Origin of the sequence: Streptomyces sp. NPDC059452, assembly GCF_042750035.1 — a bacterium.
In the GTDB taxonomy this organism is placed as follows: Bacteria; Actinomycetota; Actinomycetes; order Streptomycetales; family Streptomycetaceae; genus Streptomyces.
On sequence record NZ_JBHYVE010000002.1, the window covers coordinates 108,793 to 131,231 of the forward strand.

Genomic DNA, 22,439 nt, shown 5'->3' on the forward strand with positions numbered 1-22,439 from the left:
GGGGTGCGACAGCCCTTTCGCCTGTCTGTCCGCAGGAGCCTCCAGGAACTTCCAGACGTCCGGGCGCCTGGAAGCCCGGGAGTCTGGGCATCCGGGCCTCTCCGGCGTCCGGGATCAGAACGCGGGGCGCGCTCCCGAGCGGCGTACCGAGTAGGCGACGAACCCCGCCCCGATGCCCAGCAGGGCCGTGCCGCCGATCAGATACGGGGTGGTGTCCATCCCCGGCCCGGTCTCGGCGAGCCGCAGGCCGGAGGCGGTGTCCTCGTCCTGGGTGGCGGGCCGGGCGTCCTGGCCGGAGGCCGGGGCCGCGCCGCTCCGCGAGGTGGTCTCGACGGTCGCGTTGGCCGACGGGACGAACCAGAGAGCGGCCAGTAGCGTTCCTGCGGCGGAGGCGGTCAGGAGTGTGCGACGAGTGACGGACACAGTTTCGATCCCCTTGCAACAACCGTGAGTTAGCCCCGTGGGCCGATGCTAAGCAAAGCAGCGGGTCGGAGGAAAGTCGTGGCGGCCCCGAGCCATACGCTCCGGAGCATGAGCACAGAAGAGACATCCAGGTTTGTTCGACTTCGCGTGGAAATGGTGCTGGAGGTCACCGACCTCGACGCCCTCACCGGTACCGCCCTCGAATCCATCGCCGCCGAGTACGGGGAACCCGTATCGGGTATCACCGAGAGCGACACGGCCGAGGAGCGGATGCATGCCGAGGCCACCGTCCGGGCAGACGGAGCGGAGGCCCTCGCCTCGCTGGTCGACCCCTTCGACCTGGTCAGCGAGGTGCCCGGGGTCGAGCTCGCCCAGGCTTCCTGGAGCAGTGAGAGCGTCGACTACGACCCCGAAGCGGAGGGCTGGGACGACGACGAGAACGACGAGGACGGCCCGTACCTGGCCGAGATCGGGGACGACGAGGAGGGGTACGGCGACGAGGTCGCGCACAATGGGAGGAACGACGGCGAGGACGGTGACCTCGCGCAGCGGGTCTGACGTGTGAGAACACCGGCCCCGGCCCCGCTTCACCGCGGACCGGGGCCGCGCTGTGCGGTGGTTCCGGATACCGGCCCGGCAGCGGGAACCACCGCTGCCCGGGCCGCGTCGATGAGTGGTGTTCCCCACATCCCTGGCGGATGCGGAACGGAGCACCCGTTCCGGGTGTTCTAGGAACATTGACGGGGAATCGCCGCCTGGCAGCCCCGTCCGGGGATTTTGGGGAATCGGCAACGATGGAGAAGCGTGTGATGACGGACAGCAAGCGGCGCAGGGGCCTCGCGGCCGTGTCCGCACTGCTCGGCGGCGTGCTGGTGCTTTCGGCCTGTAGCGACGACGGCGACAAGGGCGCGGCGAAGCCGAGCGCCGGGAGCTCGGAGGCATCGCAGGCGCAGGAGGTGGACAAGGCCGCGGCCGAGGACGCGTCCGAGGCCCAGATAGCGATCGAGCCCAAGAACGGCGCCACCAACGCCAGCATCAACAACGCCGCCCAGATCTCCGTCAAGAAGGGCAAGCTGACCGAGGTCGTCATGACCGGGGCGGACGGCAAGCCGGTCGAGGGCACGCTGGCCGCCGACGGCTCCAGCTGGAAGCCGGCGGGGCAGCTCCAGCGCTCCACCACGTACAAGATCGTTGCGACGGCCGAGGACGCGAAGGGCCGGCAGGCCCACGAGAACAGCTCCTTCACCACCGTCTCGCCCGACAACAGCTTCATCGGGAACTTCACCCCCGAGGACGGCTCCACCGTCGGCGTCGGGATGCCCGTCTCGATCAACTTCAACAAGCCGATCACGGACAAGAAGGCCGTCCAGGCCGGTATCACCGTGACCTCCAGCAGCGGCCAGGAGGTCGTCGGCCACTGGTTCAACAGCCAGCGCCTGGACCTGCGCCCGGAGAGCTACTGGCAGGGCGGCTCCACCGTCACCCTGAAGCTGGAGCTGGACGGCGTCGAGGGCGCCGACGGCGTGGTCGGCGTGCAGCAGAAGACGGTCACGTTCAAGGTCGGCCGCAACCAGGTCTCCACCGTCGACGCGAAGACCAAGATGATGACGGTCACGCGCGACGGCAAGACCATCAAGACCATCCCGATCTCCGCAGGCTCGCCGGAGACCCCCACGTACAACGGTCAGATGGTGATCTCCGAGAAGTACAAGGAGACCCGGATGAACGGCGCCACCGTCGGCTTCACCGATGACGACGGCAAGGGCGAGTACGACATCAAGGACGTGCCGCACGCGATGCGCCTGTCCACCTCGGGCACCTTCATCCACGGCAACTACTGGGGCAAGGGCATCTTCGGCTCCGCCAACACCAGCCACGGCTGCGTGGGCCTCGCCGACGTGAAGGGCGCGAACGACCCCAACGCGCCGGGCGCCTGGTTCTACAACAACTCGCTCATCGGCGACGTGGTCATCGTCAAGAACTCCCCGGACAAGACGATCAAGCCGGACAACGGCCTCAACGGCTGGAACATGGACTGGTCCCAGTGGAAGGCCGGCTCCGCCGCCTGATCCCCTGCTTCCTGCTTCTCCCCGTCCCCACCTGAAGGCGGCGGCCCCCGGAACGCTCGGCGGGCTGCCGCCTTCGGCGTGTTCGGGGGTTCTCATAACGCCGAGTCCAGCCCCACCAGCACCCGCTTGAGGAACGCGACATCGGGCCGGGCCGCCAGTTCGGCCCACACCACCTTCCCGCCCGCCGTGCGGTAGGAACCCCAGCGCGCCGCCAGCTCCTGTACGAGGACGAGCCCGCGCCCGCCCTCGGCGTCATCGTCGGCATGCTTGAGCACGGGCGGCTCGTCCGACACGTCCCACACTTCGACGACGACGCTGTCCCGCAGGCCGACGAGGCGGAGGTGGACGAGGCCGAGCCGTCCCAACTCGCCCCACGTCGGCGGCTCCGGGAGCACCCCGGGCCCGGTGACGGTGATGGCGTTGGTGACCAGCTCCGAGGCGATGAGAAGGACGTCGTCCTCGATGAGGGCGGCCTGCCACTTGGAGAGGGCGAGCCGCAGGAAACGGCGCGAGGTGGGGACGGCCGACTGCGCCGCGACCAGGGAGAGTTGGTCGACGAAGCGCACGTGCCCGGCCTGGTACGGCGGCTCCTGGCCCGTCATGAGCAGTCGTCCAGGCTGACGACCACCGCGCCCGTGGCGTAGAAGAGGTGCGTGAGCATGGCGTCCTGGAGCGACCGGTTGAGCGCCAGCTCCCGGTAGGACGGCACGACCACATGCTTCGCCTCGGCGCGCTTGACCGCTTCGACTAACTCCGTGAACACCGACTGCGCTCCCGGCACGTACTCGTAGAACACGACCGCCAGGTGGAAGCCGTTGCTCTCGGCGTAGGTGTTGAGGTCGTCCTGTTTCTGCTTGGCCTCTTCGTCGCTCATGCCGTCGGGCACGCGCATGTAGCCAAAGATCAGCGGGTTCATCGGGCGTCGGTCCCCTCGCCATGCCTGCGATCACGTGGAGTGCTCGCGGGAGCTCTGTGGGTCACCGAGTGAAGCACTGGATTATTCGAATGTGCAACACTCCAGATTGGAAATCTGGAATTCGATTTCTCGAACAAACATCCCCTATTCCATATCAGGGATACTCAGAGTTCCATTCCGGATGTAGGTTGGGTTGCAGATCGGAGGCGCATCAAGTGGTGGAAGCAGCAAGCGGTTCGACCGTGCCCCGCCGTCAACTGGGGCGACATTTACGTGAGCTGCGCAATCGCGCTCGGCTGACCGTGCGCGCGGCGTCGACGGCTCTGGAGTGGTCGGATCAGAAGATCTGGCGCATCGAGACGGGTCAGACGTCCATGCGCAGCCTGGACGTTGAGGCCATGTGTCGTGCGTACGGTGCTGACGCCGAGTTGACCAAGGGGCTGATGGGGCTCGCCAAGGAGACCAAGAACCGGGGCTGGTGGCACGCCTACGGTGACGTGATCCCGGAGGGCTTCGACCTCTTCATCGGGCTGGAGGGGGCGGCGGCAAGTCTGCGTCAGTACATCAAGGACCTGGTGCCGGGGCTGGTGCAGACGGAGGACTACGCGCGAGCGCTGATCAGGGAAGGTACCCATGGCGTGGACCGCGACGAGATCGAGCGACGGGTACATGTCCGCATGGCGCGCCAGGAGTTGCTGACCAGGGTGACCAGCCCGCCCACCTTGGAGTTGGTGCTCGGTGAAGCGGTGCTCCGTCAGCCGGTCGGCGGAGGTGAAGTAATGGCTCGCCAGCTGCACCGCCTGACGGAGACGATGGACCTGCCGAACGTCTCACTGCGGGTCGTACCGTTCTCGGCGGGCCTGCACTATGGCCTCGTGTCGGGGCCGTTCACCCTCTTGCGCTTCCCCGCCAACGGTGACGGGCAACCGATGGAGCCGCCCACCGTCTACATGGAGGGCTTCACCGGCGATTTGTACCTCGACAAGCCGCAGGAGATCGAGCGGTACGACCAGGCGTTCACTTCCATCTGGGGTGCCGCCCTGGATCACAAGGGCACCCAGAACATCCTTCGGCAAGCGGCAAAGGAGTTTTCCCGATGATGAGCGCGGATCTGACAGGCGCGGTATGGCGTAAGTCCAGCCGCTCGCAGAACAACGCCACCTGCGTCGAGGTCGCCTTCCTCGGCGACGGTCGCGTGGCCACGCGCGACAGCAAGGACCAGGGCAGCGGCCCGGCTCTCGTCTTCACCTCCGGTGAGTGGGCCGCGTTCGAGGGCGGCGTCGTGGGCGGCGGGTTCCAGCGGTCGTAGAGCAAGCCCCCGCACGCCATCGCAAGAGCGCCCGGCCGGCTTCCTGGCCGGGCGCAGACGCGTCGGCTGCCGGGTCGTCAGGTGCGCGGCGGTGAGCTGCGGTCCAAGGCCGAGGACGGCATGTTCTGTTCTGCCCAGACCACCTTGCCGGTCACCGTGCGGGACGAACCCCAGCGGCGGCACAGCATGTTGATGAGCTGAAGGCCCCGTCCGCCCTCGTCGCTGAGGCCCGCGTGCTGGATCTGGGGCAGGTCGGGGCCGGTGTCCGACACCTCCACGACGAGGCGGTCCCCGCGCAGCAGCCGCAGCTTGCCGGGGCCGTTCCCGTAGCGCAGTGCGTTGCCGACCAGTTCGGAGACGACGAGCTCGGAGACGTCGGCGAGTTCCTCCAGGCCCCATGCGGCGAGCTGGCCGGTGACGAGACCACGGGCGGCCGAGGCGGCCCGGCCGCCCTGCGGCAGCTCCCATACCCACAGGTCCCCCGCCGGGAGTGCGGCGCTCGTGGTGACGAGGAGTACTGCCTCGTCGAACCGGGCGGCGGCGGCCGGGGCGCGCTCCACCAGACCGCCCTTCTCCAGCGATCCGGGCGGGAGGCTCAGCGCCGCCGCACGCAGCCGGTCCAACTGGGTGTCCACGTCCGCGTCCCGGGACTTGATCAGGCCGTCCGTGTACATGATCAGGTGGGCGCCGTCCGGGACGCGCAGCCGCAGGGGGTCGTACGGGATCACGCCCGCCCCCAGCGGCGCGCCGGTGGGCACCGGGACGAGGTCGGCGGCGCCCTGCCCGTCGAGGAGCAGCGGCGGCAGGTGCCCGGCGCTCGCCAGCGTGTAGGAGGAGTCGGCGGGGTCGTAGACCGCGCACAGGCAGGTGGCGACCTGCTCGTCCTCCAGGTCGCGGGTGGCCAGGTCGAGCCGCGCGAGGATCCGCTCGGGGGCCATGTCCAGGGTCATCAGCGTGCGGGCCACCGTCCGCAGGCGCCCCATGGTGGCGGCGGCGGGCAGCCCGTGCCCCATCACGTCGCCCACCATCAGGGCCGTCCGTCCGCCGGGCAGGGCCATCACGTCGTACCAGTCCCCGCCCACGCCGTGATGAGCCGCCGCGGGCGCGTACTCGGAGTGCACCAGCAGGCCCGGCGTCGCCGGGGTGACGCGCGGCAGCAAGGAGCGCTGCAACGAGACGACGTGCTCGCGCTCCCGCCCGTACAGTCGCGCGTTGTCGATGAAGACCGCCGCTTTGGAGGCGAGCTGCTCCGCCAGAGCCAGGTCGGTGGTGGAGAACGGCGGGGTTCCACGGCCGCGTACGAAGTCGGCGCTGCCGAGCAGCAGCCCACGGGCGATCAAGGGCACGGCCAGGTAACTGTGCACGCCGGCGGCACGCAACTGCGCGGCGGCGCTCGCGGTCGGCGCGACGCGGATGAAGTCGTCGTCGCGCACCTTGCTCAGCAGCACCGGCTTGCCCTGCCGGAGGACGTACCGGTGGAGCAGCGTCTCGTGCGGCTCCTTGGCGTGCACGAAGATCTCCCCCACCGGGGTCGGCTCCAGGCTGGAGAGCTCCTCGATCGCGCACAGCGCCGTGGCTCGCATCTGCGGGATGCCGGTTTCGGTCTTCCGGGAGCCCTCGTCACCCCGCAGGACGCTCTCAAGGATGTCCACGGCCGCCCCGTCGGCGAAACGGGGCACGGTGAACTCGGCGAGTTCCTGTGCGGTGCGCTCCAGGTCCAGGGTCGTGCCGATGCGGGAGCTGGCGGAATTCAGCCAGGCAAGACGGCTGCGGGTGGTGAACCGGTCCGGCGGCAGGACGCCTCTGCCCCGGCGGAACCGCACGTTCGCGCCGGCCGAGCGCAGCCCGGCGGAGCCCCGGCCGGGCAGCCGCCGTCTACCACTGCCGGCGTTCACTTTTTGCGCCTCCCAACAGGACTCGACGCCTCTTGGTGCCCAGTGTGCACCGGAAACGACCGCGGCACCTCCGGGTACCCCTGATAGGGATCACCTGTTCAGTGACTGGGCCCCGGCGCCCGTCCCTGTCGAGCAGTACGTCCCCGCCTTGACCGCCCCGGCTGGACTGCGCGGACACCACCGTCAGCGGCGACGCCGACTGCGGCTTGGAACGATCTGAGCCCTACGGCATGGAGTCACCCCGCGGCACGTATGTCGCGGAACTCAGGTGCGCGGGAGCGGGTCACATGGCGGGTGGCCCGGCCCAGTCCCTGCCCAGTCCCTGCCCAGTTTGGCGAGGGCGGCGAGCTGGTCAGGGTTCAGCCGATCCCTTATTCGATTTGGTGTTCGAAATCCATAGTGCTGTCCACGATGAGCACGGTGTCCTTGGCGAACTGCTTCGAGGGTGGAGTGCGAGCAGGGGTCCGAGATGGTTGATGGCTCGGCCGACTGTGGACTTCGAGATGCCGAACAACGGCGTGAGTTGTCGTAGCGTCAGACTAGTGCGCCAGTAGGTCGTGACCAGCAACACCCCGGTCCTCCAGCGGCAGACTCCATGGCCGGCCTCGGTGGACCAGATCTGCTCCATCGCGCCGGAGCGTGGTCAGCAGTTTGCCGAAGCAGCGCGGGCTCAGCCCCGCGAACGGGATTGTCCAGGACGGCTCCGATGCCGTGATCGCACTCGCCACATCATGATCATCACTCAGGCCGGTCCAATGCCGAGGCAATCCCACAGTTAGGCTGATCGGGGTAGTCCACAGTGCGGCAAGACCCGGGGGAAACCGTGAACCGACCACTGCTGTTCCTCGACGTGGACGGGCCGCTCAACCCTTACGCGGCCAAGGCGGGGAGGCGTCCCGACGGCTACACGACACTCAGAGTCCCCCGGGACGACGCGCATCAGGACGACAGAGGGCTCTCGTCCCGACGGCCCCTGCGGGTCTGGCTCAACCCGGAGCACGGACGAATCCTGCTCCAGCTCGGCTTCGAGCTGTGCTGGGCCACCACATGGATGGACGACGCCAACCGGTGGATCGCACCGGTCCTGGGTCTCCCAGAACTTCCCTTCGTGGACTTCGGCGACGTCCTCCTTCGAGAACGCCCTGACGGAGTCCACTGGAAGACCGGGCCGCTGGTGGCCTACGCAGGCGGCCGTCCTTTTGCCTGGGTGGACGACGAGCAGAGCGAACTGGATCAGACCTACGTGACCGCTCACCACCAAGCTGCCGGGCTCCTGCACCATGTCAACCCGCGGATCGGCCTACGGGAGAACGACTTCCACGCGCTCGCCGACTTCGCCCGGTCCCTGGACACCTCACGAACCACCGGCTGAGTACCTCGCCGACACAGCCATCCCCGCGAGGCAGCACCCGCCGTTCTGCCCCGGTGGCGTGCGCGCCCTGCGTCGGCCCCACGATCCGGCCGGGGCGTTCTACCAGGAAGCCTTCGACGTCGTACGCGAGCAGGCAGCTGTCCGGCGGTGCAAGGTCATGTTCACCGGCAGTGGAGGGGACGAGATCAACGCCCACCACTCCAGAACGGACGCGGAACTGCCGACGCCGGAACCAGTTCCGTGGCTTGGCCCGAGGGCGGTCCGAGCCCTGGCCGAAGTGAACGAGTACCGGGCGCCCATTCCTGTCCTGCCGGTGCCGACCCCGATGGCGTTCGGGATGCACAACCCCGGCTTCCTGCGGGTCGGAGTCTGGCCTGTGAGCCTGCTCGCGCACCCGCGGATCGTCCGGTTCATGGAGCAACTGCCGCACGAGCACAAGCGAGGCAAGGCGCTGTTCCGCGAGCGATCAGACGGGCGGGACTGCCGGAATCCGTGGCTTCGCCGACCGAACCGGAGAACTTCCTGGCCGTCCTGGAGAGGAGAAGGGCCTGCGCTCCTACGGCTTGCCCGTGCTGGACGACATGCTGAAGGAATCTGTCCTGGTCGATCTCGGCTACGTTGACGGCAAGGCACTCGCTCAGGCCCGCAAGGACGCCGACGCCGTTCCGACCGTCCCTGATCTGCTGTGCGATGTCCTCGCCCTTGAGGCCGGACTGCGGAGCCTCATGTGACCAGCCACCACACGGAAGCGGAACCAGGGGAAGCGACGAACCTCCTCTACCGGGACCCGGCCCTGTACGACGTGGTCCAGTCCGACAGTACCGGCGCGGAGATGTGCCAGACCCTGATCGAACGGCACCGGCCGGACGCGCGGACGCTGGTCGACTTCGGATGCGGCACCGGCAGGGACCTGGAGATCCTGGCCGAGCGTTTCGAGTGCATCGGCCTGGACCTCCAGCCCGGCATGGTCGACTACGCCCGTCACATCCGCTCGGAGCTGGACATCCGCATCGGAGACATGCGCACCACCCGACTCCGGCGGAGCCTGGACGTGGTGACCTGCATGGGCAACAGCCTCGCCTACGTCCACGACAACAACGAGATCGCTCAGGTCTTCGTCACGTTCGCGGCCCACGCCCGACGGGGCGGCCTGCTCGTCCTGTGCTCCCCTGTGGCTTCCATCACGGAAGGCGATCCGATGACTGCCAGGGTCGACACCCCAAGCGGCCCGGCGACCGTCACGGTCCGCCATGAGTGGGACCTGCGGATTCAGATCAACACCATGCACCGACACTGGGCACTCCCATCCGGGGACGAAGCCCAGGACGAGATCCGCAGACGTGTCCTCTTCCCGCGCGAGCTCGAACGGTACGCGGAGCGTGCCGGCTTCGAGGTCCTGGACATAGCCGACGGCCCCGTCCACGACGAGGTGCTGAGCTGCATCGAGCGCATCCAGGCCACGATGGAGCCCTACGGAGGCCGCTTCCTGGTGCACGGGGCCGAGGTGGAGGTGATGGAGGGAGAGTGGCCGGGGGCGTTTGTCGCCGTCGGCTTTCCCGGGGGCGAGGAGGCCCGCGCCTGGTACGCGTCCCCCGCCTACCAGGAGATCCTGCCCCTGCGCACCCGGCACCTCGACGGGGACCTGGTGATCGTCCAGGGCGTCGGCCCCGAGTACGGCGCGGCGGCCACGGCGGCGGCCATGCGGGGGGCGCGGGACCGAGGGGCGCGGGAGCATGGGGCGCGGGACCGTGTGGCCGAGTAGGAGGGCGGGGTAGGAGGGCTGGTAGGGGATCGGGGTGGCAGGGGGCTGCTGATTGACCCGTTGGAAGCGGCCATGACAGCCTGCTCGCGGTATCGGGCCCACCTTGCTCCGGGGGAGACATGGCGCTGTTCAGAGCTGTTCTGTTCGACTGGGTGGGAACGCTCGTCGTCCCCAAGTGGGGCCCGGCGCAGGGGCAGCCGCGGGGGGCTCTGTGGATCGAGCGCTCCCTGCGGCAACTCGGCCGTGATCCCTCGGAGCCGCAGATCCGGCGGATCAGCGAGGCGCTGAGCGCCGCGGGCAGGCGGCCGGACGTCGAGCAGGGCTGGCGTCAGGCCGATGCGTCAGCCGCCTCGCACCGCCGGGGCTACGACCGCTGGGTGAACGCCGCGGGTATCGACTCCGCCTTGGCCGAGGAGATGTACGCGGCCTTCTCCGACCCCGCCGACTGCCGTTTCGCCGTCGATGTCGAGCCCACACTCGCGGCCGTGAAGGCGGCGGGGCTGAAGGTGGCGGTCATCAGCGACATCCACTTCGACCTCCGCCCGGGTTTCGTCAAGAACGGTCTCGACGCGTATGTGGACGACTTCGTGCTCTCCTTCGAGCACGGCCTGTGCAAGCCCGACCCCGCCATCTTCCACGTCGCACTCGACGCGCTCGGGGTCCGCCCGGGCGAGGCACTGATGGTCGGCGACCGCTCCGGCTACGACGGCGCGGCCGTCGAAGCCGGGGTGGCGACCCTGCTCGTCCCGCCGCTGACACAGGTGTCCGAGGCGCGACTGCACCTCGTACCGGCAGCCTGCGGCATCGCCTCCCCCTGACGACCCGGCCTCCGCCCGGCCGGGGCTGCCTCAGCCCCCGCGTCCCGCCACCGTCGCCCGGTAGTACCGCAGGTCGCTGCGGTGGACCTGGCGTACCCCTGCCAGGTCCTCGTGGGGAGCGGCCTGGGGGCAGCCGCCGAGGCGTTCCCGGGGCGGTTCGGCGGTGGTGGTGGTGCGGCGGAGGTGGTGCCAGGGCTGGAGCGGGAGCCAGAACAGGCCGTACAGCCAGCGCAGCACGAGGCGGCGGAACTCCGGGCGGCCCGCGTCGGGCAGCCGGATCACCCGTACGCCCATGATCAGCTTTCCGGCGCTCGCCCGTACGGCCATCGTGAGCAGCACCTGATTGGCGAAGGACAGCACCACCAGCTGGCCGACGAGCACCGCCGCCGTCCGCCCCGCGCCCGCCTCCGCCGAGCCCAGGCAGGAGTTGACCAGCAGGCCGACGACCAGCACGCACAGGTAGCAGTCGAGCCCGACCGCCAGATAGCGGCGCGTTTCGCCCGTGCCCTTGGGGATGCAGGGCTGCCGCACGGGTGCGCCGTACGGGGGTGGCTGCGGCCGCGCGTGAGGGGCAGCGTCGGTCCGGCCGATTCCGTACAACAACCTTGGCTGATAAGGAGATTGTGCACTCCGACGCCCCCGCCGCTTCGTCATGGGGGCATCATGACTGATCGTCAGGCGGGGTGTCGCGGTTCCTGACGGGTAACTCCCAGCCCCTTACCGGCTTTCACCGATCCCTTACGGTGGCGAGAACGGGTGAACGAACGGCGTATGGGGGCGATTGTGGGATTCTGCGGCACCATCTGGAGGCTGCGGCGCGGTACGGGGCTCGTCGGGGAGATCGCGGTCGACGACGCCGAATTCCCCTGGCTGTACGGGGGGTTCCTTCCGGGGCGGCCTACGATGCCGCCGCGCGCGAGCTCTTCGGGCGTGAACTGGCCCTGATGGAACGGCTGGAGGAGGGCGAGAGGGGCGGGAGCGGCGAGGTCGTGGAGGCCTGGGAGGCGGTCTGTGATGAGGTGAACCGCACGTTCGTGCTGGCCGGACCGGAGGGGGAGGCGGTCGCCGAGTTCCTGCTCCACATCCAGGGGGACCGGGCCTGGTTCCGGTGGAGCGACACCCCGTTCTCGGAGGAGGGGCTGTAAGGGGTGGCGCCTCGCCGTAAAGGTGGGCGGGAGGAGCGGGCGGAAAAGCGGGCGGAACGGCCACTATGTGGATGGCCGTCGAAGATCATCGGGTGACGCGGGACAATCGGGGCGTACGACGGTCCCACCCACCGCCCGTCAGGGCCGCCGGGCGGACCGGAGGCGACCCTCCGGGACGAGGGTGCTCCTCCGGGACGGGGGGCGCCGACGCGCACGAGCCGACCACGGAAGGTCTTGATCAGATGCCGGTCATCCCCGACGCCACCGACTCCGCCCGCTCGCACGATGCCGCTCATCGCATCATCGAGCCTCTCTACGCCGAGATCCTGCGGCGCAACCAGGGCGAGAAGGAGTTCCACCAGGCGGTCCGCGAGGTCCTGGAGACGCTCGGACCCGTGCTGACCCAGCGCCCCGAGTTCGTGGACGCCCGCATCATCGAGCGCATATGCGAGCCCGAGCGCCAGCTGATCTTCCGGGTGCCGTGGGCCGACGACTCCGGCGACATCCACGTCAACCGCGGCTTCCGGGTCGAGTTCTCCAGCTCGCTCGGCCCGTACAAGGGCGGCCTGCGCTTCCACCCCTCCGTCAACCTCGGCATCGTGAAGTTCCTCGGCTTCGAGCAGATCTTCAAGAACGCCCTCACCGGCATGCCCATCGGCGGCGGCAAGGGCGGCGCGGACTTCGACCCCAAGGGCCGCTCCGACGCCGAGATCATGCGGTTCTGCCAGTCCTTCATGACCGAGCTCCACCGCCACCTGGGCGAGTACACCGACGTCCCCGCCGGTGACATCGGCGTGGGCGGCCGCGAGATCGGCTACCTCTTCGGCCAGTACAAGCGGATCACCAACCGTTACGAGTCCGGCGTCCTCACCGGCAAGGGCCTCGGCTGGGGCGGCGCCCAGGCCCGTACGGAGGCCACCGGCTACGGCACGGTCCTGTTCACCGCCGAGATGCTGCGCAGCCGGGGCGAGTCGCTGGAGGGCCAGACCGTCGCGGTCTCCGGCTCCGGCAACGTGGCCATCTACGCCATCGAGAAGGCCCAGCAGCTCGGCGCGACCGTCATCACCTGCTCGGACTCCGGCGGTTACGTCGTCGACGAGAAGGGCATCGACCTCGCCCTCCTCAAGGAGATCAAGGAGGCGGGCCGGGGCCGGGTCTCGGAGTACGCCGAACGGCGCGGCGCGCACGCCCGGTTCGTTCCCGGTACGGGGGTGTGGTCGGTCCCCGTGGACGTGGCCCTGCCCTGCGCCACGCAGAACGAGCTCCACGAGCCCGACGCGCTCGAGCTCGTACGCAACGGGGTCAAGGCGGTCGCGGAAGGTGCCAACATGCCCACCACCCCGGACGCGGTCCGGGTCCTCCAGGAGGCGGGCGTCGCCTTCGCCCCGGGCAAGGCGGCCAACGCGGGCGGGGTCGCGACGAGCGCCCTGGAGATGCAGCAGAACGCCTCCCGGGACTCCTGGACCTTCGCCCACACGGAGGAGCGCCTCGGCGAGATCATGCGCCACATCCACGACTCCTGCTACACGACCGCCGAGCGGTACGGAAGCCCCGGCAACTACGTGGTCGGCGCGAACATCGCGGGCTTCGAGCTGGTGGCGGACGCGATGCTGGCGCAGGGGCTGATCTGAGGACCCGTCTCTCTGTGGTCACCGGCCCGTGCGGGAACGCCCGCCGGGCCGGTGACCCGACCTCTCGTCACCCGATACCCCTCGTCACCCGACACCTCTCGTGACCCGACCTCCCTGTCACGCCCCTTCGTTACGCCACTTCGCCCTCAGCAGATCCGCCCGGAGCGCAACGTCCGGCCCGTGCCTGCCGGGTGCCCGGCTCCTAGGCTGGAGCGGTGACCATTCGAGCGACGAACCAGCCCCGCGCCCGCGTCATCCCCCTGTGCCCGCTCCCTGCCCCGGCCGGTCCCGTCCCGGCCCGGGAACCGCTCTGGCGCGACCTTGTCGGGGACGTACTGCGGGGTGAACGGCAGTCCCAGGGGCGGACGTTGAAGGACGTGGCCGACGCGGCACGGATCTCGATGCCCTACCTCTCCGAGGTGGAGCGCGGCCGCAAAGAGGCATCCTCGGAGGTGCTGGCGGCCGCCGCCCAGGCGCTCGGGCTGAGCCTGGCCGACCTGCTGGCCCTGGCCCGGGGCGAGCTGATCAGACTCTCCGCCGCCCGCTCCCGGAGCCTCGGCCACCCCGGCCGCCCGGCAGGTCCGGGGGCCGGTCCGACGGGCACCGTACAGCTGGCTGCCTGAGGGGGGCGGGGCGGCCGTGCCTCCCGTACCCGTACCCATCCCCGTACTCGTATCCGTACTCCCATCGCACAGGAAGCAGCGGCCATGAGCACCTTCACCACCACCGACGGCACCACGATCTTCTACAAGGACTGGGGCACTGGCCGCCCTGTCGTGTTCAGCCATGCCTGGCCGCTCAACGCCGACGTCTGGGACAACCAGCTACGGCTCCTCGCCGAGCACGGCTACCGCGCCATCGCCCACGACCGCCGGGGCCACGGCCGCTCGGACCAGCCGTGGCAGGGCAACGACATGGACACCTACGCCGACGACCTGGCCCAGCTCGTCGAGCACCTCGGTCTGGCCGACGCGGTGCTGGTCGGCCACTCCATCGGCGGCAGCGAGGTGGTCCGCTACCTCGGCCGGTACGGAACCGGCCGCGTGGCCAGGGCCGTACTCCTCGGGGCCGCACCGTCGTTGACGCTCAGGACCGACGCCGACCCGGACGGTCCGGACCGTGAGGCTCTCGACGGTCTCCGCCGGGAGCTGGGCACCGACCGCTCGCAGCTCTACCGCGATCTGAGCGAGGAGTTCTACGGCACCGACGACGTGGAGGCCACGGTCTCGCAGGGGCTGCGGGACGCGTTCTGGCTGATGGGTATGGCGGTGGGCGGCAAGGCCGCGTACGACTTCGTCGAGCAGTTCTGGGAGACCGACTTCACCGAGGACCTGCGCCGCATCCGCATCCCCGTCCTGGTGGCCCACGGTGACGAGGACCATTTCGTCCCCGTCGGCGCCGCCCACAGGTCGGTCCAGCTCCTCCCGAACGCCACCCTCAAGGTCTACCCGGGTGCCCCGCACGGCCTGAGCGGTGCCTTCGAGGAGGAGTTCACCGCGGACCTGCTGGACTTCGTCAAGCGGTAGGGGCGGTCGGACCCGCCGACCCGCCGCGGGCGGTCGCGGACTTCGCCCGATCCGCGAGTGCCCGACCACGCCCCCCGCGACGGCCGACGGCCGATGGCGAACCCGGGCCCGGCGGCCCGTCCGCCCAGGCGGCCCACCTGGCCGCAGTCGCCGCCGAGGGGCGCCACCCGCACCTGCTGGCCGCCCTCACGACAGCGGGCCCACCGCCCCCGGCCGAACGGGACGCCCTGTTCGAACGGCTGCTGCGGCGGCTGGTTCCGGCGATCCTCGGGTAGGCGCTGTCCGGCCGACCATGACGGCCTGAGCGCCCGCCCGCCTGACGGCCCGACCGGCGGGGGATCATGGTCGTGGAGCAGCCGACGGAGACACCGGGGCAACGGGGACACCGGGCAACGGAGAGACCGGGGCGTCGGTGTGGATGAAAGGGGAGGGCAATCATGGTCGCGTTTCACGCGTCCGCGCTGGACGGAGTCGCCCGCAACCCGGCGCTGCCGACACCGTTGCTGCTGCGCCTGCTCGCTTCCGACGGGGACGGTGACGGCCCGCCCCGTCATGCCCTCCAGCGGGCTGAACTCCCCGAGCCGGGCATCGCGGTTATCCTGGCTCACCCGAACCCGGGCGCTCGGACCGGCTTCGCGATGAGTGCCAGGGCCGAGCCCACGCAGCGGGCGCGGCTCGTGGACGACCCTTCCCCCAAGGTGCGGGCCGCTCTCGCGTACGGACCCGAGTGGCGCGATCCCCGTACGACGGTCGCACCGCTGCCGGACGACGTGTGCGCCCGCCTGCTCGACGACCCCGACCCTTCCGTACGGACGGCCCTGCTGGACTCACCCCATCTCGCGCCGTCGTTCGTGGCCTCCTTGGCCACGCACCGCGATCCGGCAGCGCGCCGACGCGCGGCGCGCGCCGGGGAGAGGCTGCGGCCGGACGAGCGGTCGGCGCTGCTTGCCGACCCCGACCCCGAGGTACGGCGGGCCGCCACGCTGGAGGAGTGCCGACGGGACGCGCACCTCACCGCCGAACTCCTCCGCGATCCGAAGTCCGCCGCCGAGGCGCTGCGACGCGGGCTCCTCCACCGCGCCGACGCCGAGCGCTGCGTCGCCGAACGGACGCACCTGGCCGCCCTCGCCGAGAACCCGTCGCTGCCCACCGACCTCGTGGAGCGGCTCGCCGTCGACCCCGACGAGGCCGTACGGCTCGCGGTCTCCCTCCGGCCGGAACTGGACGAGACACGACGCATGTCGATCGACTTCACAGTGGAGGCCCTGGCCAGGGGGGACGTCCAGTGGGTACGGGACGGGCTCGCCGACTCCGAGGTGCTGCGGCGGGCCGCGACCTCCGCTCACCCGCTGCTCCGGCGCGCCGCCGCCCGGAGCCCCCACCTGCCGCCCGACCTCCTGCGCCTGCTCGTACGTACCGAGGACCCCTCGGTGGAGAACCTCGTGGGCATCCACCACCCCGACGCCCCGGAGGAGGTCCTGATGCGTGTGTACGCACGGCTCGGCTCCACCTTCTCCGCGTGGATGGCGGAGACACATCCCCGCTTCCCCCGCGAGGGTCTCGCCGCCCGCTACGCGGACCACCCGGACGGCAGCCACCGCCGGCTGGCCGTCCGGGACCCGGCCGCCACACCCGCGCTGATCGAACGGCTCAGCCATGACGCCGAGGTCTGGACACGCCAGGCGGCGGTCGGCGACCCGCGCCTGCCGCTCCACCGGCTGCGCGAGGCGCTGCACGTCCCTGAACTGGCCTTCAGCGCGGGTGCCAACCCTGCGCTCCCCGAGGAAGAGATGGCCGCCGTCCTGAACCGGGCCGGCGTTCCCGCCTGACCACCGAGCAGAACCGCCCGGCCCCGCGCCGCGCCCCCACGGCTCGGCGGCCCCGGACACGAAGGCCAAGACCGACCGGACGTTCCCGGGAGTGTGCCCTGACCGCCGTACGGCACATACGCCTCAGTCGAGACAGAACTCGTTGCCTTCGATGTCCTGCATCCCGATGCACGACTCGTTCTCCTCATCGGCGAGCAGCACGCGCTCGCACACCGCGCCGAGCGCCACCAGCCGGTCGCGCTCGGCCTCAAGCGCGGCGAGCCGCTCTTCGCCCACGAGCCCGGTGCCGGCCCGCACATCGAGGTGGACCCGGTTCTTGGCGGTCTTGCCCTCCGGAACGCGCTGGAAGTACAGGCGCGGACCCGCGCCCGAGGGATCGGTGCAGGCGAACCACGCGTCCCGATCCTCCGGAGGCAGGGAGCGGTTGTAGTCGTTCCAGGTCGCGAAACCTTCCGGTACCGGCGGGACTTCGTACCCCAGCACCTCGCACCAGAAACGGGCGAGGCGCTCGGGCTCCGCGCAGTCGAAGGTGACCTGGACCTGCCTGATCGTTGCCATGCGGGCACCCTAGTGGCGGGTGCCGCCCACCGGCACCTGGGTTTTCCGTCCCCGGCGGACGCTCAGCCCTCGGCCGGTGCCACGCCGATCGGGCAGGACACCCCCGTACCGCCGATCCCGCAGTAGCCGCCCGGGTTCTTGTCCAGGTACTGCTGGTGGTACGCCTCCGCGGGCCAGAACGGGCGGCCCTCCGCCGGGAGGATCTCCGTGGTGATCTCCTTGTGGCCGGAGGCCGTCAGGACCTTCTGGTACGCCTCGCGGGAGGCGTCCGCCGCCGCGGCCTGGGCGGGGGAGTGGGTGTAGACCGCGGAGCGGTACTGGGTGCCCACGTCGTTGCCCTGCCGGAAGCCCTGGGTCGGGTTGTGGGACTCCCAGAACAGCTTCAGCAGCTCCTCGTACGAGACGACCTCCGGGTCGAAGACGACGCGGACGGCCTCCGTGTGGCCGGTCAGGCCCGAGCAGGCCTCCTCGTACGTGGGGTTCTCGGTGTAGCCGCCCTGGTAGCCGACCAGCGTCGTCCAGACGCCCTCCGTCTGCCAGAACTTCCGCTCCGCGCCCCAGAAGCAGCCGAGCGCGAAGTCCGCCACCTCCAGGCCCTCCGGGTACGGGCCCACCAGGGGGTTGCCGAGGACCGTGTGGCGGGAGGGGACGGTGAATTCGGGGACGGGGCGGCCGCGCAGGGCCTGCTCCGGGGTGGGGAGCTCGGGGGTGCGGCGGTTCAGGAACATGCGGGGCTCCTCCGGGGGCGAGGTCAGGGGCTATGCCGGGGCGGGGTCCGGTACGGGCGGTGCGATCGGGTGACCGTGGCGTGCAGCGACGTACGGGTGACCGTGGCGTCCGGTGACGTACAGCGGCGTACGACGCGGTGCGGGCATCGTGACGTACAACGCGGTTCAGGCACCGTGACGTACAACGCGGCGGGGGCACCGTGGATTCCTGGGCCCCCGCCGCGTCCCGTACCCCATTCCCGGGGCGCCGGGTGATCAGGTCCCGGCCGCCTCCTGGACCTGGAGGGCGCAGTAGTCGCGCACGTCGACGTACCGCTGGAGGGGGTCGCCCGCGTACGTCCACGGGGCGCTGTCGATGTAGCCGTCGACGGCCCGGAACTGCTCCAGGGCCTCTTCGTAGCGGTCCTGCCAGTACAGCGTCCAGGCCAGCAGATGGCGGACCTGGACGATCCACGGCTCGGCGGGGTTCGCCGCGACGGCCGCCGCCAGGTCGGCCAGGCAGGCGTCGGCCGCGGCGATGAGCTCCGGGGCCTTGTAGAACGTCTCCGGGTCGGCCTCCTCCTCCGCCGTCTCCTGCTCGAACGCCGCGTACAGCGGGAGGAGGGAGAGCAGCTGCCCGGGGCTGCCCTTCGCCGCCGCCCGCCGGGCGAACTCCTCGGCCAGCTCGTGCGAGCCGCGCCACTTGCGGCACCAGTACTGGAGGGCGGAGACGTGTGCCGAGACGAGGTGCGGGCCGCGCTTCTCGACCTCGGCCCACAGCGCCCGGAAGTCGTCGTGGCCGTAGCCGAGGGAGAGGGCGCACGCGATCTCCATGGCGTACGGGCACGGGTCGTCCGCGTCGGCCAGCGCCTGGGCCTCGTGGCACGCCTCCCGGGCCTGGGCCATCACCCGGTGGAACCCGGCGAACTGCTCCTGCGTCGTGTACTTCGCCTGGAGCGCGCCCCGGATGTTGCCCGCCACGCCGATCAGGGCGTCCGCGTGGACCAGGGCCGCGTCCGCGTCGCCGGGCCGCTCCGCACGCCAGACCAGCAGCCAGCTGTCGTCCTCCTCGGCCTCGCTCTGGAGGACGCCGAGCCGGCGGTAGCGCTCCCGCCAGTTCCGGCCCGCTCCGGCGAGGTAGTCGGCGCCCGCCTGCCAGTCCCCGGACCGTACCTTCGTACGGATCTCCTCGTCATGCGGGTTCGCGGGGGCCGCCCGCGAGGTGTCGAGCTGCTCGGCAGGCAGGAGCCCCAGCGCGGCGGCCGCCTCCGCACCGCCGGGCGTGGTCTCGTCGGGTGTGCCGGTCTCTTCCCGGCGCGCCGCGGCCTTCTTCCGGGCGTTCAGCCAGAGCAGGACGCCGAGTGCGAGCAGCGCCAGGAGTATCAGTTGTGCCACGGGGGGTTCCCGTCCAATCAGGGGTGGGTGTCAGCGGGGGAGGGGCGTTCACACGGTGGGGGTCAGAGGGGTCGGTGCCGGTGCCGGTGGCTGTGCCTGTGGCTGTGCCGGTGCCTGTGCCAGCAGTGCGCGCAGCGGTGCCGTGTCCGGGCGGTCCGCCACCGCCGCCTCCAGCGCGGCCGTGAGTCCGTCCGCCGGGGTGTCCAGCAGCTCCAGCTCGGCGGAGTCCGTCCAGGACAGCTCCCAGCGGGCCCGGCCCTGGCCCAGGTACTCCGCGCTGACCAGCTGCGACAGCCCCGCGCGCAGCAGGGGACGGGCGAACTCGCGGGCCGCCCGGCCGGTCGCCGCGGCCGCCTCCTCGGAGCGGGGGAGCCGTTCGGCGATCCGCCACAGCGCACCGGCGTCGATCGCGTCGAGCAGGGCCCGCAAGGTGCCGTCGCCGCCCTCCGCCTCCCGCACCAGCGCACCGAAGCGCTGCGCGGACTCCTCGGTGTGGGCGCTCATCGCGGCGTGGACCAGCTCGGGCCAGTCCAGCCGCCGCAGCCCCAGGGCGGCCGGGGTGAGCACCGCCTCCTCGACGGCGGCGAGGGCCCGCCCCGCGTCGGCCAGCAGCGCCAGCGCGGGCCGCACCGGGTCCGAGGCGCGGCCGTCGTCCGGCAGGGCCTCGATCCGGGCGACGCGCTCGGCGATCGGCGGATGGGAGTCGTACGGGGAGACGGGCTCGGTGGGCAGCGGGCCGCCGCGCATCCCGTCCAGCTCCTCGTGGCGGGCGGTCAGCAGGTGGCGGAAGCCGCCCAGGAACTCCCCGCGCGACGGCAGCAGGCCCGCCTGGACGCCGAGCGTCGCGTAGGAGTTCAGGTAGAAGTCGTGCGCCGCGTCCAGGACCGGGATCTCGCGCAGCGCCGAGGCGGTCGCGTCCCGGCCCGCGATCCGGGCCGCCGCCACGTCCGCGGCGAACTCCGCACGGCGGGAGCCGGAGAGGGTGGCGCGCAGGTAGAACTTCCCGTACGCCGTGTAGAGCCGCGCCATCGCCCGGTAGGTCACGCCCGTGCCGGTCGTGTCGACCGCCTTCGCCTTCTTGCCCTTGGCCAGGGCGGTGGCCGCCTTCTTCTCCTGCCGGGCGCGCTCCTTGGAGACCTTGGCGCCGGCGCGTTCCTCGAAGTGGGCGATGGTACGGAGCACTTGGACACGGCCGCGTACGGAGATGGCGGCGAGGCGGGTGTCGGCGTTGGCGTAGTGGCCCATCTCGTGGGCGAGCACGGCGCGCAGCTGGGTCTCGGACAGGCCCGTCATCAGCGGCAGCCCGAGGTGGAGCCGACGGGTGCCGCCCGCCAGTCCGAGGAAGCGGGACTCCTCGCTGACTGCCGCGTTGACGTCACCGGTGAGCAGGATCTCGTCGGGGGCGCGGGTCCCGACCTGCTGGGCGACCTCCCGTACGGTCTGCCAGAGCCGCGGCTCGTGGCTGTCGTCCACCCGTACGCCGGGCTCGTCCTCGGCCTTGGGTGTCCGGAGCATGAACATGCCCCGGATGATCGGGACGGCGAGCACGGCGCTGACGATGAAGACCTTCAGCGCGAAGGCGCCCGGGGTGTGTACGGCCACCGCCCAGTCGACGGCGGCCAGGGCGGCGAGCAGGACGAGGCCGAGCAGGTAGAAGCCTGCGAGCAGGACAAGAGCGCGTGTGGCGCGCAGTGTTGGGCCCATCGGGCGGTTCCCCCCACGGGAAAGGAAGACGTCCTACCCTCGGGCGCGGGGCGCCGGGTCGGTACGCGAAGTGAACAAGGGGCGCGTCGACCGTGGGTGTCGAACGTGCGTGTGGGGGGAACCGGAGTATGCCGCACCCGATGAGGCGGCGGCAACGCGGATTCGCCCTGGTCGGCAGCCGTCACCGCCGCTCTCAGTGCGGCAGTGTCGCCGGGCTTCCGCCGTTCGCCTCGTACCCCGCGACCGCCAGCGCCCGGTAGACCGTGTACTGCGCGGCCGGGTCCGGGTCCGCCGTCCACGGCAGCGCGCCCACGTGGCCGTCGATGAGGACGAGTTGGTGCATCGCCTCCGACCAGCGCTCCATGTGGACCAGGAACAGCACCAGCAGATGGCGGACGTGGGCCAGCATCGGGTCGTCCGGGCGGGCCGAGTGGACCGCGAACATCGCGCCCTCCACCGCCCTGGTCACCACCTGGCTGCGGTAGAAGCCCTGCACGAGGTTGACCTCCGGCAGGTGCTCGTACACCGCGAACAGCGGCAGCGCGGCCAGCAGCGAACCCTGAGGGGCGCGGGCGGCGGCGGCCGTGGCGAAGGCCTCGGCGTCCTTGCGCGAGCCGTGCCACTTCTCGCAGTGGAAGTGCAGCGCCGCGATATGCGCGCCCATGTGCGCCGGGGCCCGGTCGATGATCTTCGCCCAGAGCTGGTCGAACTGCTCGGGGGTGTAGTTCAGGCCCCGGGCCACGGCCAGCTCCACGATGTACGGGACCGGGTCGCCGGGCGCGAGCAGGGCCGCCTCGCCGCAGACCGTACGGGCCTCCTCCAGGATGATCCGGAAGTCGTCGGTCCCCGCCGACGAGGAGCGCCACGCCTGCTGCACCAGGAACTCCGCGTGCACCGCCGCCCCGCCCGCGTCCTTCGGGGCCTCCGCCCGCCAGGCGCGCAGCCACGAGCCGCCCTTCCCCGGCTGCTGGGCCAGCTCCAGCGAGGCCGCGCCCGCGAAGGCCTGCACCCGCTGCCAGCGGACCTCGCCCCCTTTCGGCGTACCGGCGAGGAGCTGCGAGGCCGCCCGCCACTCCTGGGTGGCCTGGACGACGTCGAGGACGTCCAGGAGGTCCTGGTCCGGGCCCGGCATCCGGACGTCCAGCTCCTCCTGCCGGGCGAAGCCGTAGGTGTCGGGGTCGGCCGCGTCGGGCGAACCCGGGGCGACCTGGCGGATACCGCCCCGGCGGCGCATGACGAACGGGCCGACGATCGCCGCGAGCATGCACATCGCGAGCAGGAACAACAGAATCTCCATGGCTCCATTGTCCCCGGAGCGGCGAGTGGCCGGTAAGGGCCCTTTCGGCGCACCCGGTGAGGGCCCCTTTTGACGAACAGGGC

The 22,439-nt window shown here is 71.0% G+C and carries 22 protein-coding genes and 4 pseudogenes; 15 read left to right on the forward strand and 11 right to left on the reverse strand.

Features of this window, described 5'->3' with window-relative positions:
- Positions 1 to 114 precede the first annotated feature (114 nt).
- Positions 115 to 423, reverse strand: coding sequence for a hypothetical protein (locus tag ACFW9Z_RS03430; protein WP_384633668.1), 309 nt, complete (start codon positions 421 to 423; stop codon positions 115 to 117).
- Positions 424 to 531: 108 nt separating this feature from the next.
- Between ACFW9Z_RS03430 and ACFW9Z_RS03435 the strand changes: the two genes are divergently transcribed.
- Together ACFW9Z_RS03435 and ACFW9Z_RS03440 are read left to right on the forward strand one after the other, a co-directional pair.
- Positions 532 to 981, forward strand: a complete 450-nt coding sequence (locus ACFW9Z_RS03435) for a hypothetical protein (protein ID WP_384633671.1) — start codon at positions 532 to 534, stop codon at positions 979 to 981.
- A 236-nt stretch (positions 982 to 1,217) separates the two neighbouring features.
- On the forward strand, positions 1,218 to 2,492 hold the full coding sequence (locus ACFW9Z_RS03440) for an Ig-like domain-containing protein (RefSeq protein WP_384633674.1): 1,275 nt from the start codon (positions 1,218 to 1,220) through the stop codon (positions 2,490 to 2,492).
- Between the two features lie 92 nt (positions 2,493 to 2,584).
- Here the strand turns inward: ACFW9Z_RS03440 and ACFW9Z_RS03445 are convergent, their stop codons facing one another.
- Together ACFW9Z_RS03445 and ACFW9Z_RS03450 are read right to left on the reverse strand one after the other, a co-directional pair.
- The gene (locus ACFW9Z_RS03445; RefSeq protein WP_384633678.1) at positions 2,585 to 3,094 is read right to left on the reverse strand and encodes an ATP-binding protein; all 510 of its coding nucleotides are present in this window, start codon (positions 3,092 to 3,094) and stop codon (positions 2,585 to 2,587) included.
- Positions 3,091 to 3,384 (reverse strand): recombinase family protein, encoded by a 294-nt coding sequence (locus tag ACFW9Z_RS03450; protein WP_384633680.1) that lies wholly within the window; start codon positions 3,382 to 3,384, stop codon positions 3,091 to 3,093. The genes ACFW9Z_RS03445 and ACFW9Z_RS03450 overlap by 4 nt, the downstream gene beginning before the upstream one ends.
- A 239-nt stretch (positions 3,385 to 3,623) precedes the next feature.
- Between ACFW9Z_RS03450 and ACFW9Z_RS03455 the strand changes: the two genes are divergently transcribed.
- Positions 3,624 to 4,508 carry a helix-turn-helix domain-containing protein gene (locus ACFW9Z_RS03455; RefSeq protein ID WP_384633683.1) on the forward strand — a complete coding sequence of 295 codons (885 nt, stop codon included), beginning with the start codon at positions 3,624 to 3,626 and terminating at the stop codon, positions 4,506 to 4,508.
- Positions 4,505 to 4,717, forward strand: coding sequence for a DUF397 domain-containing protein (locus ACFW9Z_RS03460; RefSeq protein ID WP_384633687.1), 213 nt, complete (start codon positions 4,505 to 4,507; stop codon positions 4,715 to 4,717). The genes ACFW9Z_RS03455 and ACFW9Z_RS03460 overlap by 4 nt, the downstream gene beginning before the upstream one ends.
- 77 nt (positions 4,718 to 4,794) lie before the next feature.
- On the opposite strand, the gene ACFW9Z_RS03465 is transcribed toward ACFW9Z_RS03460, so the two are convergent.
- Entirely contained in the window at positions 4,795 to 6,612 is a 1,818-nt protein-coding gene (locus ACFW9Z_RS03465; RefSeq protein WP_384633690.1) for a SpoIIE family protein phosphatase, read from the reverse strand.
- A 395-nt stretch (positions 6,613 to 7,007) separates the two neighbouring features.
- Positions 7,008 to 7,340 (reverse strand): annotated as a pseudogene (locus tag ACFW9Z_RS03470) (transposase family protein); the annotation flags it as partial.
- Between the two features lie 95 nt (positions 7,341 to 7,435).
- On the opposite strand from ACFW9Z_RS03470, the gene ACFW9Z_RS03475 reads away from it, so the two are divergent.
- The 5 genes and pseudogenes from ACFW9Z_RS03475 to ACFW9Z_RS03495 all read left to right on the forward strand — a co-directional run bounded on the left by ACFW9Z_RS03475 (position 7,436) and on the right by ACFW9Z_RS03495 (position 10,564).
- Positions 7,436 to 7,984 (forward strand): hypothetical protein, encoded by a 549-nt coding sequence (locus tag ACFW9Z_RS03475; RefSeq protein WP_384633693.1) that lies wholly within the window; start codon positions 7,436 to 7,438, stop codon positions 7,982 to 7,984.
- A 569-nt stretch (positions 7,985 to 8,553) separates the two neighbouring features.
- On the forward strand, positions 8,554 to 8,715 hold the full coding sequence (locus ACFW9Z_RS03480; protein ID WP_384633696.1) for a hypothetical protein: 162 nt from the start codon (positions 8,554 to 8,556) through the stop codon (positions 8,713 to 8,715).
- Positions 8,712 to 9,395 (forward strand): annotated as a pseudogene (locus tag ACFW9Z_RS03485) (class I SAM-dependent methyltransferase); the annotation flags it as partial. The gene ACFW9Z_RS03480 and the pseudogene ACFW9Z_RS03485, both read left to right, overlap by 4 nt.
- A complete protein-coding gene (locus tag ACFW9Z_RS03490) occupies positions 9,381 to 9,746 on the forward strand; it encodes a DUF1330 domain-containing protein (protein WP_384634589.1) in 366 nt (121 codons plus the stop codon). The pseudogene ACFW9Z_RS03485 and the gene ACFW9Z_RS03490, both read left to right, overlap by 15 nt.
- A 119-nt stretch (positions 9,747 to 9,865) precedes the next feature.
- Complete coding sequence (locus tag ACFW9Z_RS03495; protein ID WP_384633699.1) at positions 9,866 to 10,564, forward strand: HAD family hydrolase; 699 nt, start codon at positions 9,866 to 9,868, stop codon at positions 10,562 to 10,564.
- Between the two features lie 30 nt (positions 10,565 to 10,594).
- Here ACFW9Z_RS03495 and ACFW9Z_RS03500 read toward each other — a convergent pair whose 3' ends face one another.
- Entirely contained in the window at positions 10,595 to 11,095 is a 501-nt protein-coding gene (locus ACFW9Z_RS03500; RefSeq protein WP_384633702.1) for an RDD family protein, read from the reverse strand.
- Positions 11,096 to 11,347: 252 nt separating this feature from the next.
- Between ACFW9Z_RS03500 and ACFW9Z_RS03505 the strand changes: the two are divergent.
- The 6 genes and pseudogenes from ACFW9Z_RS03505 (at position 11,348) to ACFW9Z_RS03530 (ending at position 16,695) form a co-directional block, all read left to right on the forward strand.
- Positions 11,348 to 11,709, forward strand: a pseudogene (locus ACFW9Z_RS03505) (hypothetical protein).
- Between the two features lie 242 nt (positions 11,710 to 11,951).
- A complete protein-coding gene (gene gdhA, locus ACFW9Z_RS03510) occupies positions 11,952 to 13,340 on the forward strand; it encodes an NADP-specific glutamate dehydrogenase (RefSeq protein ID WP_384633705.1) in 1,389 nt (462 codons plus the stop codon).
- Between the two features lie 215 nt (positions 13,341 to 13,555).
- Positions 13,556 to 13,963: a helix-turn-helix domain-containing protein gene (locus ACFW9Z_RS03515; RefSeq protein ID WP_384633708.1), complete on the forward strand. Its 408-nt coding sequence runs from the start codon at positions 13,556 to 13,558 to the stop codon at positions 13,961 to 13,963.
- Positions 13,964 to 14,047: 84 nt separating this feature from the next.
- Positions 14,048 to 14,866: an alpha/beta fold hydrolase gene (locus ACFW9Z_RS03520; RefSeq protein WP_384633711.1), complete on the forward strand. Its 819-nt coding sequence runs from the start codon at positions 14,048 to 14,050 to the stop codon at positions 14,864 to 14,866.
- A gap of 110 nt (positions 14,867 to 14,976) precedes the next feature.
- Positions 14,977 to 15,141 (forward strand): annotated as a pseudogene (locus tag ACFW9Z_RS03525) (TetR/AcrR family transcriptional regulator); the annotation flags it as partial.
- A gap of 162 nt (positions 15,142 to 15,303) precedes the next feature.
- The gene (locus ACFW9Z_RS03530) at positions 15,304 to 16,695 is read left to right on the forward strand and encodes a Mucin-2 (protein ID WP_384633714.1); all 1,392 of its coding nucleotides are present in this window, start codon (positions 15,304 to 15,306) and stop codon (positions 16,693 to 16,695) included.
- Positions 16,696 to 16,818: 123 nt separating this feature from the next.
- Here ACFW9Z_RS03530 and ACFW9Z_RS03535 read toward each other — a convergent pair whose 3' ends face one another.
- The 5 genes from ACFW9Z_RS03535 to ACFW9Z_RS03555 all read right to left on the reverse strand — a co-directional run bounded on the left by ACFW9Z_RS03535 (position 16,819) and on the right by ACFW9Z_RS03555 (position 22,356).
- On the reverse strand, positions 16,819 to 17,253 hold the full coding sequence (locus ACFW9Z_RS03535) for a VOC family protein (protein WP_384633717.1): 435 nt from the start codon (positions 17,251 to 17,253) through the stop codon (positions 16,819 to 16,821).
- A gap of 62 nt (positions 17,254 to 17,315) precedes the next feature.
- Positions 17,316 to 17,981: a peptide-methionine (S)-S-oxide reductase MsrA gene (gene msrA / locus ACFW9Z_RS03540; protein WP_384633720.1), complete on the reverse strand. Its 666-nt coding sequence runs from the start codon at positions 17,979 to 17,981 to the stop codon at positions 17,316 to 17,318.
- A 255-nt stretch (positions 17,982 to 18,236) separates the two neighbouring features.
- A complete protein-coding gene (locus tag ACFW9Z_RS03545) occupies positions 18,237 to 19,355 on the reverse strand; it encodes a hypothetical protein (RefSeq protein ID WP_384633723.1) in 1,119 nt (372 codons plus the stop codon).
- A 48-nt stretch (positions 19,356 to 19,403) separates the two neighbouring features.
- Entirely contained in the window at positions 19,404 to 21,059 is a 1,656-nt protein-coding gene (locus tag ACFW9Z_RS03550) for a M48 family metallopeptidase (protein WP_384633725.1), read from the reverse strand.
- Positions 21,060 to 21,252: 193 nt separating this feature from the next.
- Positions 21,253 to 22,356: a hypothetical protein gene (locus ACFW9Z_RS03555; RefSeq protein WP_384633728.1), complete on the reverse strand. Its 1,104-nt coding sequence runs from the start codon at positions 22,354 to 22,356 to the stop codon at positions 21,253 to 21,255.
- Between the last annotated feature and the right edge of the window lie 83 nt (positions 22,357 to 22,439).

What these genes read in the sequence shown, in the direction of transcription:
- ACFW9Z_RS03435 (WP_384633671.1), top strand. Translation starts at nt 532, where the DNA reads ATGAGCACAGAAGAGACATCCAGGTTTGTTCGACTTCGCGTGGAAATG.
- ACFW9Z_RS03440 (WP_384633674.1), top strand. Translation starts at nt 1,218, where the DNA reads ATGGAGAAGCGTGTGATGACGGACAGCAAGCGGCGCAGGGGCCTCGCG.
- ACFW9Z_RS03445 (WP_384633678.1), bottom strand. Translation starts at nt 3,094, where the DNA reads ATGACGGGCCAGGAGCCGCCGTACCAGGCCGGGCACGTGCGCTTCGTC.
- ACFW9Z_RS03450 (WP_384633680.1), bottom strand. Translation starts at nt 3,384, where the DNA reads ATGCGCGTGCCCGACGGCATGAGCGACGAAGAGGCCAAGCAGAAACAG.
- ACFW9Z_RS03460 (WP_384633687.1), top strand. Translation starts at nt 4,505, where the DNA reads ATGATGAGCGCGGATCTGACAGGCGCGGTATGGCGTAAGTCCAGCCGC.
- ACFW9Z_RS03495 (WP_384633699.1), top strand. Translation starts at nt 9,866, where the DNA reads ATGGCGCTGTTCAGAGCTGTTCTGTTCGACTGGGTGGGAACGCTCGTC.
- gdhA (WP_384633705.1), top strand. Translation starts at nt 11,952, where the DNA reads ATGCCGGTCATCCCCGACGCCACCGACTCCGCCCGCTCGCACGATGCC.
- ACFW9Z_RS03520 (WP_384633711.1), top strand. Translation starts at nt 14,048, where the DNA reads ATGAGCACCTTCACCACCACCGACGGCACCACGATCTTCTACAAGGAC.
- ACFW9Z_RS03530 (WP_384633714.1), top strand. Translation starts at nt 15,304, where the DNA reads ATGGTCGCGTTTCACGCGTCCGCGCTGGACGGAGTCGCCCGCAACCCG.
- ACFW9Z_RS03535 (WP_384633717.1), bottom strand. Translation starts at nt 17,253, where the DNA reads ATGGCAACGATCAGGCAGGTCCAGGTCACCTTCGACTGCGCGGAGCCC.
- msrA (WP_384633720.1), bottom strand. Translation starts at nt 17,981, where the DNA reads ATGTTCCTGAACCGCCGCACCCCCGAGCTCCCCACCCCGGAGCAGGCC.
- ACFW9Z_RS03550 (WP_384633725.1), bottom strand. Translation starts at nt 21,059, where the DNA reads ATGGGCCCAACACTGCGCGCCACACGCGCTCTTGTCCTGCTCGCAGGC.
- ACFW9Z_RS03555 (WP_384633728.1), bottom strand. Translation starts at nt 22,356, where the DNA reads ATGGAGATTCTGTTGTTCCTGCTCGCGATGTGCATGCTCGCGGCGATC.